This window comes from Pseudomonas sp. TWR1-1-3 (assembly GCF_049896805.1).
Classification (GTDB): domain Bacteria; phylum Pseudomonadota; class Gammaproteobacteria; order Pseudomonadales; family Pseudomonadaceae; genus Aquipseudomonas; species Aquipseudomonas bubulae.
Genome location: NZ_JAFCUZ010000002.1, coordinates 966,463 through 981,355, shown reverse-complemented (window position 1 = coordinate 981,355; position 14,893 = coordinate 966,463). Strand labels below are relative to the sequence as shown.

Sequence of the window (14,893 nt, the reverse complement as noted above, 5' to 3'; positions counted from 1 at the left end):
AAGGTTAGACCGTCTTGGCAATCCGGCTGGTGACCAGGGCCCAGCCAATCAGCAGGCTGCACAGGATGATCAGTGGCCATGAGCGCCATTGCAGGTAAGGCGTGAGGTTGTGCATGGGCACCACTTCGCCGTACATGATGCCTTGCTCGAACTGCGGAATTTGCGTGGTGATTTGCCCAAACGGGTTAATCAATGCCGTGACGCCATTGTTGGTGGCCCGAATCATCCAGCGCCCGGCTTCCAGGGCACGCATCTGCGCCATTTGCAGGTGTTGCAGCGGCCCAATCGAGGTGCCGAACCAGGTGTCATTGCTGATGGTCAGCAGGATATCGCTCTGGGCAGCAAGCCCGGCCACGAAGTCCGGATACACCACTTCATAGCAAATCAATGGCGCTATTTGATAACCCTTGGCCTGCAACATGGCCTGGTCCGCCGGGCCGCGGGCAAAGTCCGACATTGGCAGATCAAAAAATGCGATCAGGCCGCGCAGTACATCCTGCAGCGGCACATATTCGCCAAATGGCACCAGCTTCTGTTTCAGGTAAACACCATCGCCCTCGCCCACAGCGGTGATGCCGTTGAAGTAGCGCGGTTCATGTCGCACTTCCTGGCGGATCGGCACGCCGGTAATCAGCGCTGAGTTACGATCGGCGGCAAACCGGCCCATCATGCTCAAAAAGCCTTCAGCGTTCTCTTTGAGGACAGGGACAGCGGTTTCCGGCCAAACGATCAGGTCGACACGTTTGGAACTGAAGGTCATGTCACGGTAAAGGGCCAGCTGTGCATTGACCTGGGCCGGGTCCCATTTCATGCTTTGTTCGATATTGCCCTGGATCGCCGCCACGCTCAGCGGGTCACCTGAAGGGCTGGTCCAGGCGTGGTGCTTGAGGGCCTGGCCGACGGCCCAGGGGCCGATCAGCAAGACCACCCCTGCGGCGACAAAAGCCTTGCGTCTGGCCTTGATCAGGCGTGGCAAATTGCACAGCAGGGCAGCGGTCAGGGCCAGAGTGAAAGACACCAGCCACATGCCGCCCAACGGTGCGAGCCCGGCCAAAGGGCCGTCCAGCTGGCTGTAACCGGAATACAGCCATGGGAAACCGGTGAGGAACCAGCCGCGGAACGCCTCTTGAGCAACCCATAGCGCGGCAAATGCCAGGGTATCGGCCAACGGCGCTTCATTGCGACGGATCCAGCGCGCCCACACCCAGGCGGGCAGGGCAAAGAACCAGGCGATGGCTGCCGTGAACAACAACATCAGGAAACCGGCCAGCAGCACCGAAGCGCCGCCGAAGTGGTGGATGCTGTAGTAGATCCAGCTGGTGCCCGCGCCAAACAGGCCAAAACCGAAACACCAGCCTCGGCCCAGCGCCTGTTTTGGCGACAGGTCGCGCAAACCGAGATAGAACAGGGCCAGGGCAACCAGTGCCAATGGCCAGATATCGAAGGGGGCCAACGCCAGGGTTGTCAGTGCGCCGGCCACCACGGCCAGCAAGTTACCGGGCCAGCCGGGGGAGGTTATCCAGCGCATTTCAATCCTTGGTATTGAGATTTAGCGGGCAATAGGCGTGAGACGAATCAGATGGATCCGGCGGCTGTCAGCATTGAGGATGCGGAAGCGGTAGGGGCCGATTTCAGTGGTTTCGTTGCGTTTGGGCAAGTGCCCGAATGCGCTCATGACCAGGCCGCCCACGGTGTCGAACTCGTCGTCGGAGAATTCGGTGTCGAAGAACTCGTTGAAGTTCTCGATCGGGGTCAGGGCCTTGATCAGGAAGTCACCGCTGGGCAACGGCTTGATGTAGCTGTCTTCTTCGACGTCGTGCTCGTCTTCGATGTCGCCGACGATCTGCTCGAGAACGTCTTCAATCGTCACCAGACCCGCAACGCCGCCGTATTCGTCAATCACGATGGCCATGTGGTTGTGGTTGGCGCGGAACTCGCGCAACAACACGTTAAGGCGCTTGGACTCGGGGACAAATGTCGCCGGACGCAGCAAATCCTTGATGTTGTACTTGTCGCCGTTCTCTTGAAGGATCAGCGGCAGCAGGTCTTTGGCCAGGAGGACGCCAAGGACGTCGTCGTGGCTTTCGCCGATCACCGGGTAGCGCGAGTGCGCCGCGTCAATGATCGCCGGGAGAAATTCGCGGGGGGTCTGGGTTGCCTTGATGCTGATCATCTGCGAGCGAGGAACCATGATGTCCCGTACCTGCAGGTCAGCCACTTGAATGGCACCTTCGACGATGGCCAGCGCTTCACTGTCCAACAGTTTGTTCTGGTGTGCTTCGCGCAGCAGCTCAAGCAGCTCCTGGCGGTTTTTCGGCTCATGGGCAAAGGCCTGGGTCAGCTTACCTAACCATGACTTTTGCCCGTTGCTCGATCGGTCTTCGCTCATAGCGATTTACTCGTATCCCTTGGTAGTTTCAGTGGGTGTTATTCGGTTTCGTCGTCTGCATACGGGTCAGGATGACCCAGTTCTGCAAGCAACGTTCGTTCCAGTGCTTCCATTTCTTCGGCTTCTTCGTCTTCTATATGGTCGTAACCCAGAAGATGCAAGCAACCGTGTATCACCAGATGGGCCCAGTGGGCCTCAAGGCTTTTGCCTTGTTCGGCGGCTTCGCGCTCGACCACGGCCACGCAAATCACCAGATCGCCCAGTAGCGGGATATCGAGGAACTCATCAGGCACGTCTGCGGGGAAGGACAGCACATTGGTGGCGTAGTCTTTTTGGCGCCAGGTGTGGTTCAGTTCACGACCTTCGGGTTCGTCTACCAGACGAATGGTCATTTCCGAATCGGCGCTGCGCTGGCGCAAAGCCAGTTCACACCATTGGCGGAACTGGGCTTCGCTGGGGGCACTGGCGTCAGTCGCCAGTTGCAGGTCAAGCTCAAGCATCGTGGCGGTAATCCTTTGCAGCGGGCAGCGCGGCCAGCTTGTCGGCGGCTTCCTGTTCGTAGCGACCGTAGGCCTCGACGATGCGCTGCACCAGCGGGTGGCGCACGACGTCCTTGGACTGGAAGTGGGTAAAGCTGATGCCCGGCACGTCCTTGAGCACTTCAATGACATGGTTCAGCCCCGATTTCGTGCCTTTGGGCAGGTCGATCTGGGTGATGTCACCGGTGATCACGGCGGTCGAGCCGAAGCCGATGCGGGTCAGGAACATTTTCATCTGCTCGACCGTGGTGTTCTGGCTTTCGTCGAGAATGATGAAACTGTTGTTCAGCGTGCGGCCGCGCATGTAGGCCAGTGGCGCGACTTCGATCACCTGGCGCTCGATCAGCTTGGCCACGTATTCAAAACCAAGCATTTCGTACAGTGCGTCGTAGAGCGGGCGCAGGTACGGGTCTATTTTTTGCGACAGGTCACCCGGCAGGAAACCGAGCTTCTCACCGGCCTCAACCGCCGGGCGCACCAGCAGGATGCGGCGGATCTGCTCGCGTTCCAGGGCATCAACTGCGCAGGCCACAGCCAGATAGGTTTTACCCGTACCCGCCGGGCCAATGCCGAAGTTGATGTCGTTGCCCAGGATCTCTTTGACGTAACGCTGCTGGTTGATCCCGCGAGGGCGGATCATGCCCTTTTTGGTGCGCAGCGAAACACTGGCTTCAGCCACCGGGTTGCTGGCGAGGTCTTGTACCGCAGACTCTTGCAGGAACAGGTGAACCATGTCCGGCGAAAGCTCGGTGGCCTTGGTTTCGCGGTACAGGCGGCGCAGCAGGTTTTCTGCCGAAGAAGTGATTTTCGGGTCGCCGATCAGCTCGAACTGGTTACCGCGATTGCGGATTTCGATCGTCAGGCGTTGCTCGATCAAGCGCAGATGCTCGTCGAATTGCCCGCACAGATTGGCGAAACGGCGGGCCTCAAAGGGCTCGAGAAGGAAGCGATGTGGTTCGATGGGTGCGTTCAAGGTCGTATTTAGCCGCCCTTAGGCAATTGATATGAAATTAAGGATAACGCTAGCAGGTCAAGCGTGAAAGGACTTCACCAAATGTTTGATGTGGGAGCGGGTTTGCTCGCGATTGCACCACCGCACTCATCCAGTCGGACCGTGTTGCGTGCATCGCGAGCAAGCCCGCTCCCACAAGGGACGATGGCGTGTGGTCAGTTCAGCAGCGAGCCCCGCAACGAGTGCGGCTGGGCCGCATCAATATGCACATCGGCGAATTGCCCGATCAACTGCGGGTTGTCGCAGCGGAAGTTGACGATGCGGTTGTTCTCGGTCCGGCCCTGCAACTCGCCCGGGTCTTTTTTCGAGTAGTCGGTTACCAGGATCCGCTGGGTCGACCCTACCATCTGGCGGCTGATCTCGAAGCCCTGTTGGTTGAGACGATGTTGCAGCGCGTTCAGACGCTCTTTCTTGCGCTCTTCCGGGGTATCGTCCGTCAGGTCTGCTGCCGGGGTGCCCGGGCGCTGGCTGTAGACAAAAGAGTAGGAAAAGTCGAAACCCACGTCTTCGATCAGCTTCATGGTCTGTTCAAAGTCTTTTTCGGTTTCGCCCGGGAAGCCGACAATAAAGTCGGAGCTGATGCAGATCCCCGGTACGGCAGCGCGCAGTTTGCGCAGCTTGGACTTGTACTCCAGCGCCGTGTGATTGCGTTTCATCGCCGACAGAATGCGGTCGGAGCCCGATTGCACCGGCAGATGCAGGTGTTTGACCAGTTCCGGGACTTCGGCGTGGGCCTGGATCAGGCTGTCGGAAAACTCCAGCGGGTGGGAGGTGGTGTAGCGGATACGCTCGATACCGTCGATCGCCGCAACCACACGGATCAGCTCGGCAAGGTCGGCGAGGCGGCCACCTTCGGTCAGGCCGCGATAGCCGTTGACGTTCTGGCCAAGCAGGGTCACTTCACGCACGCCGTTTTCAGCCAGGTGGATCACCTCGGCCAATACATCATCGAAGGGCCGGCTGACTTCTTCGCCGCGGGTGTAAGGCACCACGCAGAACGTGCAGTACTTGCTGCAACCTTCCATGACCGACACGTAGGCGCTTGGGCCGTCGATGCGAGGCTCTGGCAGGTGATCGAATTTCTCGATTTCAGGGAATGACACATCAACCTGCGGCAGTTTGGTGATGCGCGCGGCGTCAATCATTTCCGGCAGGCGGTGCAGGGTTTGCGGGCCGAATACCACGTCCACATACGGGGCGCGATCGCGGATCGCCGCGCCTTCCTGGCTGGCCACGCAACCGCCCACGGCGATAACCATGTCGGGGTTGGCCAGTTTCAGTTCGCGCCAGCGACCCAGTTGGGAGTACACGCGGTCCTGGGCACGTTCACGGATTGAACAGGTATTCAGCAGGATGACATCAGCGTCTTCGGCGCGCGCTGTGACTTCCAGGGCCTGATGTTCACCCAGCAGGTCGACCATGCGCGAGCTGTCGTACTCATTCATCTGGCAACCGTGGGTTTCGATGTAAAGCTTCTTGGCCATGGGTGTTCATCAAGTGGTTCAAAGAACCGCACATTATAGGGGTCATAGCCGTTGCTTCCTAGCGTTGTGCGTCTGATGGCTATGCTATAGTTCGCGCCCTCTTTTTTACCTTCAGATGCTTACCCGCCCACCATGACCAAACGTGAAGCTCCAATCTACAAGGTGATTTTCCTCAACCAGGGCCAGGTGTTCGAAATGTACGCCAAGCAGATCTATCAAAGTGATCTGTGGGGGTTTCTGGAAGTAGAGGAATTCGTCTTCGGTGAGCGCACACAAATGGTTGTCGACCCCAGCGAAGAAAAGCTCAAGGCTCAGTTTGAAGGTGTGGTGCGCAGCTTTGTGCCGATGCACTCGATTGTCCGTATCGATGAGGTTGAGCGGCTGGGCACGCCTAAAATCAGTGAAGCCCGTGGTGTCAGCAATGTGATGCCGTTTCCGTTTCCGATGCCGGACAAGTAGGGGCTTTTCTTTCCCTTCCCGCGCTCGCAATCCCTTCATGGCGACAGCAAGTCCCCTTGTCGATACGCCTGCGCCCCGGCGACATGGGCAATGGTCATTCCCGCAGTCGCCATGCGCCGCAATGAGCGGACATAGAGCAAGCCTTCGCGTTGACAGACCACTGGAGTAATACGGTCCGTGATGGGGTCAATGATGTCTGCCACCACAGCCCCCGCCTGCAGGTAGTCACCCACTTGCGCATAAAACACCAGCAAACCCCCCGTGGGGCTGTTCAACGGCTCGACGCCCGCTAGCGGGGTCGGCGGGTTGAGCAATGCCGGAAGTGCTTTTGGCTGCCCTTCGACTGCACCCGCATGGATCAAGTAGTCGATCAGCGCCTGGCTATCGTCACGCGCCAGTTCGTGGGTCACATCCGCCACCCCTCGCAGCTCAACGGTCACGGCAAAGCTGCAGCACGCCAGGGGGAAACGTGGCGCAAAGCGCGCTTGCATCTGCGCCCAGAACAGGGTGAACCATTCATCGAAGGACTGCCCGCCCGACTCGGTGGCCATAAAGCAGGCTCGGGCCCCCAGGTAACGGGCCAGGGGCTCTACCTGCGGCCAGAAGGCCGGGGCCAGGTACAGGTGTTGTACAGCTTCGAAGTCGCAGTGCAGGTCCAGGACCATATCGGCATCGCACGCCAGGATCTGCAGGGTCTGACGCAGGGCCTGCACGTGGGTCAGCGGCTGCGTGGCGACCAGAACACGGCGCAAGGCCGAGCGAATCAGTTGCGTATTGTGCTCTGGATCCTGGGTCAACTGGCCCTCGACACTATCGCCCACCTCCTGACTGACATCCACAAAGAAGCGGTTGAAATTCTGTCGGCTTTCGTTATCAAAACGCCCCTGGGGCACGTCCATAAGCACCTGCTCCAGCCCCGCCGGGTTGGCCACGGGCACCAGCACTATGTGCTTGCGCAACAGGCCGGCCTGCTCGAGCTCCAGCATGCGCTGCTTGAGATGCCAGATCACCAGCATTCCCGGCAGCTCGTCCGCGTGCAGCGACGCCTGGATATAGATTTTCCCGTGCTCTGGCGCTGGTCCGTAATGAAAACTATGGATTTGCCGACAGGTGCCCGGTACGGCGGCCAGCACATCATGACGTTGGTGGTGCATGGGGGTTCTCCTATCGGCGCGGGCCGAGAAATGCCAGCCAGCGCCGCTCGGCCAGGCGAAACAGTCCCACCAGGGCAAAGGTGGCGATAAGGTACAGCCCGGCAGCGATGACAAACGAAGGGAAGGTCTGAAGGGTGGCCGCGTTGGCATCCCGGGCGACTTTGAGAATGTCAGGGATCGTGGCGGTGAAGGCCAGGGTGGTGGAGTGCAGCAACAGGATCACTTCGTTGCTGTAAACCGGCAAGGCGCGGCGCAGTGCCTGGGGCATGACGACGCGGCGGTAGAGCTTCCAGCCATTGAAGCCATACGCCCGGGCAGCTTGTACCTCCCCCCTGGCGATTGAACGGATCGCACCGGCGAAGATTTCCGTGGTGTAGGCGCACGTATTGAGGGTGAAGGCCAGCAGGGTGCAGTTGATGGCATCGCGAAAAAATGCGCCCAGCAACGGCTGCGACTGAACGGCGGCAAGGCTGTAGATGCCCGAGTAGCAGATCAACAGCTGGATATACAGCGGCGTGCCGCGAAACAGGTAAGTAAAGCCATGCACCGGCCAGCGCACCCAGCGGTTTTCAGAAACCCGGGCAATGGCCAGCGGGATCGAGAGTACAAAACCCATGCCGATGGAAGCAGTGGTCAGCCACAAGGTCATGGCCAGACCGCTGATCTGCTGGCCATCGCTATACAAAAAAGGCTGCCAATACGACAGCAATACTTCGATCATCGCGCACCCCGCTCGAACCCCACGGCGAAGCGCCGCTCAAGCCTGTGCAATACGCTGTTGGAGGCAACGGCTATCAGCAGGTAGATCACTGCCGCCAGCACCAGGAAGTTAAACAGTTGAAAACTGCTTTTTCCCGCGTCGCTGGCTGCCTTTACCAGCTCGGCCAGGCCGATGATCGACACCAGCGAGGTTGCCTTGAGCAGCACCAGCCAGTTGTTGCCCAACCCCGGCAGCGCAAAGCGCATCATCTGCGGGAACAGCACACGACAAAAACACTGCATCGGGCTCAGGCCGTAGGCCCTGGCAGCCTCAATCTGCCCAAAGGGCACTGCGAGAATGGCGCCGCGCAAGGTTTCGGTGAAGTAAGCGCCGTAGATAAAGCCCAGGGTCATCACCCCGGCAGTGAAGGCATCTATCTCTAAATAGGCCCAGCCCAGCCTGTCCGTGAGTTGGCCGAGCCAGGTTTGCAGGCCGTAGAAGATCAGCAGCATCAGCACAAGGTCGGGCACGCCGCGGATCAGGGTGGTGTAAAGCCGGGCCATCCATCGCGCCGCACGGCTTGTGGATAACTTGGCTCCTGCGCCCAGCAGCCCCAGAAACAGGCTCAGCAGCAGTGATATCAGCGCCAGCTTGATCGTCATCCAGGTGCCCAGTGCCAGCAATGGCGCGTAAACCTGAAGGCCGCTCATTTATTGCTGTACAGAACAAGATCCCCGAAATACTGCTTTTGCAGCCGTGCGTAGGTGCCATCGGCATGCAGTTGGGCGAGGCCTTTATCGAGCAGAGCCTTGAGTGCTTGATTGCCCTTGAGGATGCCAATGGCGCTGGTGCCCGGCATCAGGTCGCTTTCAATCGCCTTGCCGGCCTCAAAGGCAGCGCCCTGGGGAGAGCGCAAAAAGCCCAGCTCGGCTTGAACCAGATCCTGGAGGGCCGCGTCCAGTCGCCCGACTTGCAGATCAGCGTAGGCCCGATCCTGATCCGGGTATGCCACGAGTTTCGCCCCGGCCTTGGCCAGCACCGCTTTGGCATAGACCTCCTGGGTGCTGCCCTGCAGGTAGCCGATGGCTTTGCCTTTTACCGCCTGCAGGCTGGCATCCAGGCCAGCGCCTTTTTTGAACACCAGCGCATTGGGCGTGGTCATCACCTCGGACGAGAAATCAATGACCCTTTGCCGCGCCGCCGTCACCGCCATAGTGGCCAGAATGCCGTCGATCTTGCGAGCATTGAGGCTGGGGATCATGCCGTCAAAATCGATTTCGACCCACTTGCAGCTCGCCTGCACGCGCTCGCACAGGGCGTTGCCCAGGTCAATTTCAAAGCCCACCAGTGAGCTGTCGGCACTTTTCGAGGCAAAGGGCGGGTAGGTCGGGTCGGTGCCAAAACGTATGACTTGGTAATCCTTGGCCAGCGCCGGGGCAATGACTACGACACACGCCAGCACGGCCACCACCAGCAGTGCCAGCATCCACAGTATCTTTTTCATGGGTTGATTCCTTATTGTTGTTGTAATAACCGCCCGTCGGGTCGCTATTGCCCGTCGGGCGACAGGTTGACCACTCAAGAAAGAATTCAAGGCGCCGGCCAGTCTTCCAGCGCCACCAACTCCCGGCGCATGCGAAGCAACCCGGGGGGGGCGTCGAACTCCCGGGCAAAGCGATGCCCGGAGTACACCGCGGCAGCAATTGTGCCCGGAGCCAGGCAATCACCGATCTGGATCACCTGCTGCACACCCCGGGACTCGGCCTGCAGGGCGTCGAACAGACCCTGCTCAGGCTCGCGGGAGGTCACCAGCAGCACCCCTGCGGCAGGAATGAAACGCGGGCGCCCGGTGTAGGTGCACGCTGCCTGTACACCGTACGGCGTGAGGCTGCACAGCGTATGGGAGGTGATGATGGTGACATCCAGTTCCAGCAAGCGGCGCTGGATCCGGTGCTGTTCAAGGGTATTGTGGGTCCAGGGGGCAACATCTGCGGCCGGGGTGACATACAGCACCTCGACTCCCCGGGCAATCAGGCTCTCGGCCAGTACGCTGCCCATGTAGTAGTGGTCATCGTCGAACACCACCACGGGCGAAGGCAGCACAGCGCCTGCCATCACATCATCCGGCGTGAATACGGGCAGGTTTTCCAGCCCAGGGAGAGGCTGGCGCAACACACGGCCCAGGCCATCGTTGCGCCAACGCGAACCGGTGGCGACAAACACGTGGCTGGCTTCAATGTCGAGAACGTCCTGCACTTCAAGGCGGCTTTCACGGTAGATCTCGACATTGCCCAGACGGCTCAAGGCATCCACCCTGTAATCGACCACCCGCGACCAGCTCGCCAGCCCCGGTAGCCGGGACTCGCTGGCCACGCGTCCGCCCAGGGTGCGAGTGGCTTCAGCCAGCATCACTTCCAGGCCGCGAGCGCCGAGAACCCGGGCACACTCAAGACCGGCAGGGCCTGCGCCGATTACCAGCGCTCGCCCCTCGGCACGCCGGACCGGAACCTGCTCCGGATGCCAGCCGCGTCGCCATTCCTCGCCCATAGTCGGATTTTGTGTGCAGCGCATTGGCGTGCTGGTGTGATCGCCGCTGACGCAAACATTGCAGCCGATGCACTCGCGAATTTCGTCGGTGCGCCCCTGGTCGATTTTGTTGGGCAGGAAAGGATCGGCTATAGAAGGGCGGGCCGCGCCGATCAGGTCCAACACCCCGCGGCGCACCAGCGAGGCCATGGTATCGGGCGAGGTGAAACGTCCTACACCCACCACCGGCTTGCTGGTCAAGGCCTTGAGCCCGGTGAGGAATGCCTCCTGATAACCCTCTGGGGCAAACCGCGAGGTCACGCTGTCATTGGCCCAGTCGGCAACATTGATATCCCAAAGATCCGGCAGCTCGGCCAGCATGGAAAACACTTCGACGCCTTCGCTGTCCCGGGTCAGGCCGGCGCTGCCCTGCTGCTCGTCAACGGCCAGGCGCACGGCAACGGCGCAGCGGTCACCGACGGCATCCCGGGTGTCTTCAATCAACTCGCGCAGCAGGCGCACACGATTGAACAGCGCTCCGCCATATTCATCCGTGCGGCGATTGTTGCGTTGCGTCAGAAAGTGGAACGGCAAGCCCAGATCATGGCCAGCGTATACATAAATGATGTCAAACCCTGCATCACGGGCACGCAAGGCCGCAGCCCTGTGCAACTCGCGCAGTTGCTTGATGTCGGCGCGGCTCATGGCGCGGGCCTGCACCGGGTCGTAGCCGCGCACGGGGGTATTGGAGGGGGCCCAGGGGATTTCGCGGCTGGTGCGATTGGGCGCGGAATAGCCATTGAAGGCCAGTTCCACACCCGCCAGGCTACCGTGCCGGTGAACCGCGTCACACATGCGAGCCAGCGCCGGTATGTCGCGCTTGTCCCACAGGCGTGCTTCGATATAAGGCGAGAATTCGCTCAAGGGGCTGATTTCGCACTCTTCCGTGCAGACAACACCCCACCCGCCCTCGGCCTTTATTGCGCGCATACGTGCCATAGCCGAAGGATGTACATGCCCCATGCCATTACAGTGCGGTACCTGGTAAAAACGATTGCGCGTACGCACGGGCCCTATCTGGACCGGCTCAAACAAAATGTCATATCTCGGATCACGCACAGGTATTCCCCCGTGCCCAAATAGATCGACGCATTTGATACAAAAACAAAGAACAGCGCGTCAATCAAATGAGCACACTATTGCCACGTTTAAAGAGTGAACTGCGTGATGACACGCCAATAGCTACTGCGCAGCGCAAGACCGTGGGCAGCGAGAGGAAATCATGAGTTGTTTCTTGTAACGGGTCAAACCCGTTAAATCGAGGGTCGCGGCCTATCATCATATTCTGTTCAAGGCTCTAAAACAGGGCTTTGAACAATGATGGGCATAATAATCATGGGTGAAAACAACGTAATCAAGTTAACTTAAGCTTAAGTAAGGTTAATCTTTATTTGGCGTAAGAATAATTACCTAGATATATATTTAACAGCTTCAAGCTGCAGCGCTCAGCCCATGAATCACCCCGTGTGCATAATGCATAAGACGAGGTTGGTCTTCACGTAGCGTTTGAGGTTGTGCAGGCGCAGCATTAAGTTGAGTTGGGTAAAAAATGTTTTCGGTGCAGGGTTAAGTGATGCGCTATGAAAAATTCATGCGTCGCTCTATTAGTGCCACTCACCATCAGTCGAGTCATGCCCTATTACGGAATAACATTCTTGCGGACTTTGGTGGCTCACAAGCACGCGAGTGACCTGGCGTTGATTTCGTATGTGCTGGCGATTTTTTCTGTAGTGGCCGTGATGCTTTCAATGTCATTGGGGGCGACGGGTAATTTAATCGCTGAACATTCGGATGACATCCAGGAAAAGCCGTATCCGGCACAGGCACGTTGTCGCCAGCAAACCAGTAAGGGTTTGAAATCAGGGCAATGGTGAAAACGGCGAGCGGGCGTCGGTAGATTGCAGCTCCTGCAAATACTTGCGGAAGATCTGTCCGAGTATCTGGGTAGCCGTTTCGAGCTGGTCGCGCGGCATTTGCTCGGCCACCATGTCGGCGGTGTCCAGGGCGTCTTCGGCGCCGTTGACCGCAGCCATTTTCAGCACGATATAGGCCTGAATGTTGTTGGCCGGCACGCCTTCGCCTTTGAAAAACATGGTGCCGAGCTGGAACTGGGCCATGGCGTGGCCTTGCAGCGAGGCTTTTTCGAAGTAGCTCAGCGCCTTGTTGAAGTCTTGCGGGGTGTTTTTACCGTCGTAATAGAACTCGCCCAACTCGTATTCGGCTTCTGCATCCCCGGCTTTGGCCGCCTCTTCACAGGCTGCAAGCGCCTCGGCGAGGTCCTCAGGCTGAGTATTGAGGGTGCAGCGACCCATCGCTGGGATCAACAACGAGTTACCGCCTGCCTGGGCAAGCAACGGCTGTAGGAGCAACAGGCAGCCCAGTGCAAGGGCGCGGCCGGTGCGGTTCATGGGAATCGACGTACCTCTGGATGACGGGTTAACCCGATCATGGGATGTATAGGCGCGCATTATGAAATAAGCAGAGGCAACCTTACAAAGTCTTTACTCGTTTTTCTGCTGCCTGAGCGCGATATCCATTGATTTAAGACGATTATGGACGGGTGGGCTAAAAGATCTGCTCATTACTGGCATAAAAAAACGGCAAGGGCGCTCGCCCTTGCCGTTTCTTGGATTATTTCAGTGCAGCAAATGCGCGTTCTGCGGCGTCCAGGGTCAGTTGCAACTCGGCTTCGCCGTGGGCGATCGAGGTGAAACCGGCTTCGAAGGCGCTGGGTGCCAGGTATACGCCTCCTTCGAGCATCAAATGGAAGAAGCGCTTGAACAGGTCGGCATCGCTGGCCATGACGTCGTCAAAGGTGACAATGTCATCGGCGCCGCTGAAGTACAGGCCAAACATACCGCCGGCCTGTGTGGTCACGAAGGGGATGCCGGCCGCGTCGGCGCGCTGTTGCAGGCCATCGAGCAGGCGGGTGGTGTAATCGCTCAGCTCGGCGTGGAAGCCCGGGCGGCTGATCAGGCGCAAAGTGGTCAGGCCGGCGGCCATGGCCAGCGGGTTGCCGGACAGGGTGCCCGCCTGGTAAACCGGGCCCAGCGGCGCGATGTGCTGCATGATCTCGCGTTTGCCGCCAAAGCAGCCGACGGGCATGCCGCCACCGATGATCTTGCCGAAGGTACTCAGGTCCGGAGTCACGCCGTAGTGGGCTTGGGCACCGCCGAGGGCGACGCGGAAGCCGGTCATCACTTCGTCAAAGATCAGAACCACGCCGTGCTGGTCGCACAGGCTGCGCAGACCTTCAAGGAAGCCTGGCGCAGGCGGCACGCAGTTCATGTTGCCGGCAACCGGTTCGACGATGATGCAGGCCACGGTGTCGCCGACTTCGCTCAGCAGCTGTGCAACCGCGTCGATATTGTTGAACTCGGTGGTCAGGGTGTGCTTGGCGAAATCTGCCGGCACGCCAGCCGAGCTTGGCACGCCCTGGGTCAGCAGGCCGGAACCGGCTTTTACCAGCAGGCTGTCGGAGTGACCGTGGTAGCAGCCTTCAAACTTGAGGATATTGTCGCGGCCAGTGAAGCCACGGGCCAGACGGATCGCGCTCATGGTCGCTTCAGTGCCGGAGCTGACCATGCGCACCATTTCCATTGACGGTACGATGGAGCACACCAGATCGGCCATTTCGGTTTCCATGGCGGTCGGGGCGCCGTACGACAGGCCGTGCTCCAGTTGCGCACGTACTGCGTCCAGCACGTCAGGGTGGCTGTGCCCAAGAATCATCGGGCCCCACGAGCCGACGTAATCGACATAACGCTTGTCGTCCTCGTCAGTCACGTAGGCGCCTTCGGCGTGTTTGAAGAACAACGGCGTGCCGCCCACGCTTTTGAAGGCACGCACTGGCGAGTTCACGCCACCGGGAATGTGTTTCTGGGCGTTGGCAAACAGGGTTTCGGAACGAGACATGGTGGGCTCTCTCAGAATCAGGATTCGGTATTTAAATAGACAACAAGGTGTTGAAGGCCTTGGCGCGCAGGGTGACTTCCCGGGCACTTTCGGCGCCAAACAGGCCATGCACCACGGCCAGCAGGTCGGCACCGTGGGCCACCAGCGGCGCGGCATTGTCCAGGGTAATTCCGCCTATCACACAGATCGGCAGGCTGAGGCGGGCGCGGGCCTGGTCCAGGGTCTCAAGGGTAGCGGTTGGCGCCCCGGGTTTGGTGCTGGAATTGAAAAAGCGGCCAAAGGCGACATAACTCGCACCTTCTTTAGCGGCTTGCTCGGCCAGTTCGACCTGGCTGTGGCAGGTCGAACCGATAATTGCCTGTGGCCCCAGCAGGGCGCGGGCAGGGGTCAGCGGGCCGTCGGTCTGCCCCAGGTGCACGCCGACCCCCAGGCGGGCGGCCAGCTCGCCATCATCGTTGATGATCAGGTGTGCCTTGTAGCGTTCGCACAACCCGCGCAAGGCTTCGGCCTCGCGCAGTCGGCGGGCGTCGTCAGTGCTTTTGTCGCGATATTGCAACAGGGTCAGGCCGCCATCGAGGGCCGCCTCCACATAGGGCAGCAGTTTGCCAGCCAGCAACTGGCTATCAGTGATCGCATACAGGCCGCGAAGCGTCAT

14 protein-coding genes are annotated in these 14,893 nt (G+C 59.5%); 1 reads left to right on the top strand and 13 read right to left on the bottom strand.

All coding sequences use genetic code 11. The features are described 5' to 3' along the window. Positions 1-4: 4 nt before the first annotated feature. From lnt to miaB, 5 genes are all read right to left on the bottom strand, one after another. Positions 5-1,528 carry an apolipoprotein N-acyltransferase gene (lnt, locus tag ACP7BE_RS12010; RefSeq protein ID WP_094999424.1) on the bottom strand — a complete coding sequence of 508 codons (1,524 nt, stop codon included), beginning with the start codon at positions 1,526-1,528 and terminating at the stop codon, positions 5-7. Between the two features lie 21 nt (positions 1,529-1,549). Further along, the gene (locus tag ACP7BE_RS12005; RefSeq protein WP_016779277.1) at positions 1,550-2,389 is read right to left on the bottom strand and encodes an HlyC/CorC family transporter; all 840 of its coding nucleotides are present in this window, start codon (positions 2,387-2,389) and stop codon (positions 1,550-1,552) included. A gap of 38 nt (positions 2,390-2,427) precedes the next feature. Further along, positions 2,428-2,889 carry an rRNA maturation RNase YbeY gene (ybeY, locus tag ACP7BE_RS12000; protein WP_016779278.1) on the bottom strand — a complete coding sequence of 154 codons (462 nt, stop codon included), beginning with the start codon at positions 2,887-2,889 and terminating at the stop codon, positions 2,428-2,430. Beyond that, entirely contained in the window at positions 2,882-3,901 is a 1,020-nt protein-coding gene (locus ACP7BE_RS11995; RefSeq protein ID WP_094999423.1) for a PhoH family protein, read from the bottom strand. The genes ybeY and ACP7BE_RS11995 overlap by 8 nt, the downstream gene beginning before the upstream one ends. A gap of 194 nt (positions 3,902-4,095) precedes the next feature. Beyond that, positions 4,096-5,424 (bottom strand): tRNA (N6-isopentenyl adenosine(37)-C2)-methylthiotransferase MiaB, encoded by a 1,329-nt coding sequence (gene miaB / locus ACP7BE_RS11990; RefSeq protein ID WP_094999422.1) that lies wholly within the window; start codon positions 5,422-5,424, stop codon positions 4,096-4,098. 132 nt (positions 5,425-5,556) lie between these two features. Here miaB and ACP7BE_RS11985 point away from each other — a divergent pair, with 132 nt between their 5' ends. Further along, positions 5,557-5,883, top strand: coding sequence for a DUF1820 family protein (locus ACP7BE_RS11985; protein WP_016779282.1), 327 nt, complete (start codon positions 5,557-5,559; stop codon positions 5,881-5,883). Between the two features lie 35 nt (positions 5,884-5,918). On the opposite strand, the gene ACP7BE_RS11980 is transcribed toward ACP7BE_RS11985, so the two are convergent. From ACP7BE_RS11980 to thiE, 8 genes are all read right to left on the bottom strand, one after another. Beyond that, positions 5,919-7,037, bottom strand: coding sequence for a succinylglutamate desuccinylase/aspartoacylase family protein (locus ACP7BE_RS11980; protein ID WP_150628951.1), 1,119 nt, complete (start codon positions 7,035-7,037; stop codon positions 5,919-5,921). 10 nt (positions 7,038-7,047) lie between these two features. Next, positions 7,048-7,758: an ABC transporter permease gene (locus tag ACP7BE_RS11975; RefSeq protein WP_426105952.1), complete on the bottom strand. Its 711-nt coding sequence runs from the start codon at positions 7,756-7,758 to the stop codon at positions 7,048-7,050. After that, the gene (locus ACP7BE_RS11970) at positions 7,755-8,447 is read right to left on the bottom strand and encodes an ABC transporter permease (RefSeq protein WP_153327101.1); all 693 of its coding nucleotides are present in this window, start codon (positions 8,445-8,447) and stop codon (positions 7,755-7,757) included. The genes ACP7BE_RS11975 and ACP7BE_RS11970 overlap by 4 nt, the downstream gene beginning before the upstream one ends. Further along, positions 8,444-9,241 carry a transporter substrate-binding domain-containing protein gene (locus tag ACP7BE_RS11965; RefSeq protein ID WP_426105949.1) on the bottom strand — a complete coding sequence of 266 codons (798 nt, stop codon included), beginning with the start codon at positions 9,239-9,241 and terminating at the stop codon, positions 8,444-8,446. Before ACP7BE_RS11965 ends, ACP7BE_RS11970 begins: the two co-directional genes overlap by 4 nt. Before the next feature lie 86 nt (positions 9,242-9,327). Then, entirely contained in the window at positions 9,328-11,382 is a 2,055-nt protein-coding gene (locus ACP7BE_RS11960; protein ID WP_095024984.1) for an FAD-dependent oxidoreductase, read from the bottom strand. 800 nt (positions 11,383-12,182) lie between these two features. After that, a complete protein-coding gene (locus ACP7BE_RS11955; protein ID WP_094999416.1) occupies positions 12,183-12,731 on the bottom strand; it encodes a tetratricopeptide repeat protein in 549 nt (182 codons plus the stop codon). Between the two features lie 223 nt (positions 12,732-12,954). Beyond that, a complete protein-coding gene (gene hemL, locus ACP7BE_RS11950) occupies positions 12,955-14,238 on the bottom strand; it encodes a glutamate-1-semialdehyde 2,1-aminomutase (RefSeq protein ID WP_095019041.1) in 1,284 nt (427 codons plus the stop codon). A gap of 31 nt (positions 14,239-14,269) precedes the next feature. Further along, positions 14,270-14,893: a thiamine phosphate synthase gene (gene thiE, locus ACP7BE_RS11945; RefSeq protein WP_094999414.1), complete on the bottom strand. Its 624-nt coding sequence runs from the start codon at positions 14,891-14,893 to the stop codon at positions 14,270-14,272.

Bases quoted from the DNA above. Each gene is read 5' to 3' on its own strand.
- ACP7BE_RS11980 (WP_150628951.1), bottom strand. From the start codon at position 7,037: ATGCACCACCAACGTCATGATGTGCTGGCCGCCGTACCGGGCACCTGT.
- ACP7BE_RS12005 (WP_016779277.1), bottom strand. From the start codon at position 2,389: ATGAGCGAAGACCGATCGAGCAACGGGCAAAAGTCATGGTTAGGTAAG.
- lnt (WP_094999424.1), bottom strand. From the start codon at position 1,528: ATGCGCTGGATAACCTCCCCCGGCTGGCCCGGTAACTTGCTGGCCGTG.
- ACP7BE_RS11970 (WP_153327101.1), bottom strand. From the start codon at position 8,447: ATGAGCGGCCTTCAGGTTTACGCGCCATTGCTGGCACTGGGCACCTGG.
- hemL (WP_095019041.1), bottom strand. From the start codon at position 14,238: ATGTCTCGTTCCGAAACCCTGTTTGCCAACGCCCAGAAACACATTCCC.
- ACP7BE_RS11985 (WP_016779282.1), top strand. From the start codon at position 5,557: ATGACCAAACGTGAAGCTCCAATCTACAAGGTGATTTTCCTCAACCAG.
- ACP7BE_RS11955 (WP_094999416.1), bottom strand. From the start codon at position 12,731: ATGAACCGCACCGGCCGCGCCCTTGCACTGGGCTGCCTGTTGCTCCTA.
- ybeY (WP_016779278.1), bottom strand. From the start codon at position 2,889: ATGCTTGAGCTTGACCTGCAACTGGCGACTGACGCCAGTGCCCCCAGC.
- ACP7BE_RS11965 (WP_426105949.1), bottom strand. From the start codon at position 9,241: ATGAAAAAGATACTGTGGATGCTGGCACTGCTGGTGGTGGCCGTGCTG.
- miaB (WP_094999422.1), bottom strand. From the start codon at position 5,424: ATGGCCAAGAAGCTTTACATCGAAACCCACGGTTGCCAGATGAATGAG.
- thiE (WP_094999414.1), bottom strand. From the start codon at position 14,893: ATGACGCTTCGCGGCCTGTATGCGATCACTGATAGCCAGTTGCTGGCT.
- ACP7BE_RS11975 (WP_426105952.1), bottom strand. From the start codon at position 7,758: ATGATCGAAGTATTGCTGTCGTATTGGCAGCCTTTTTTGTATAGCGAT.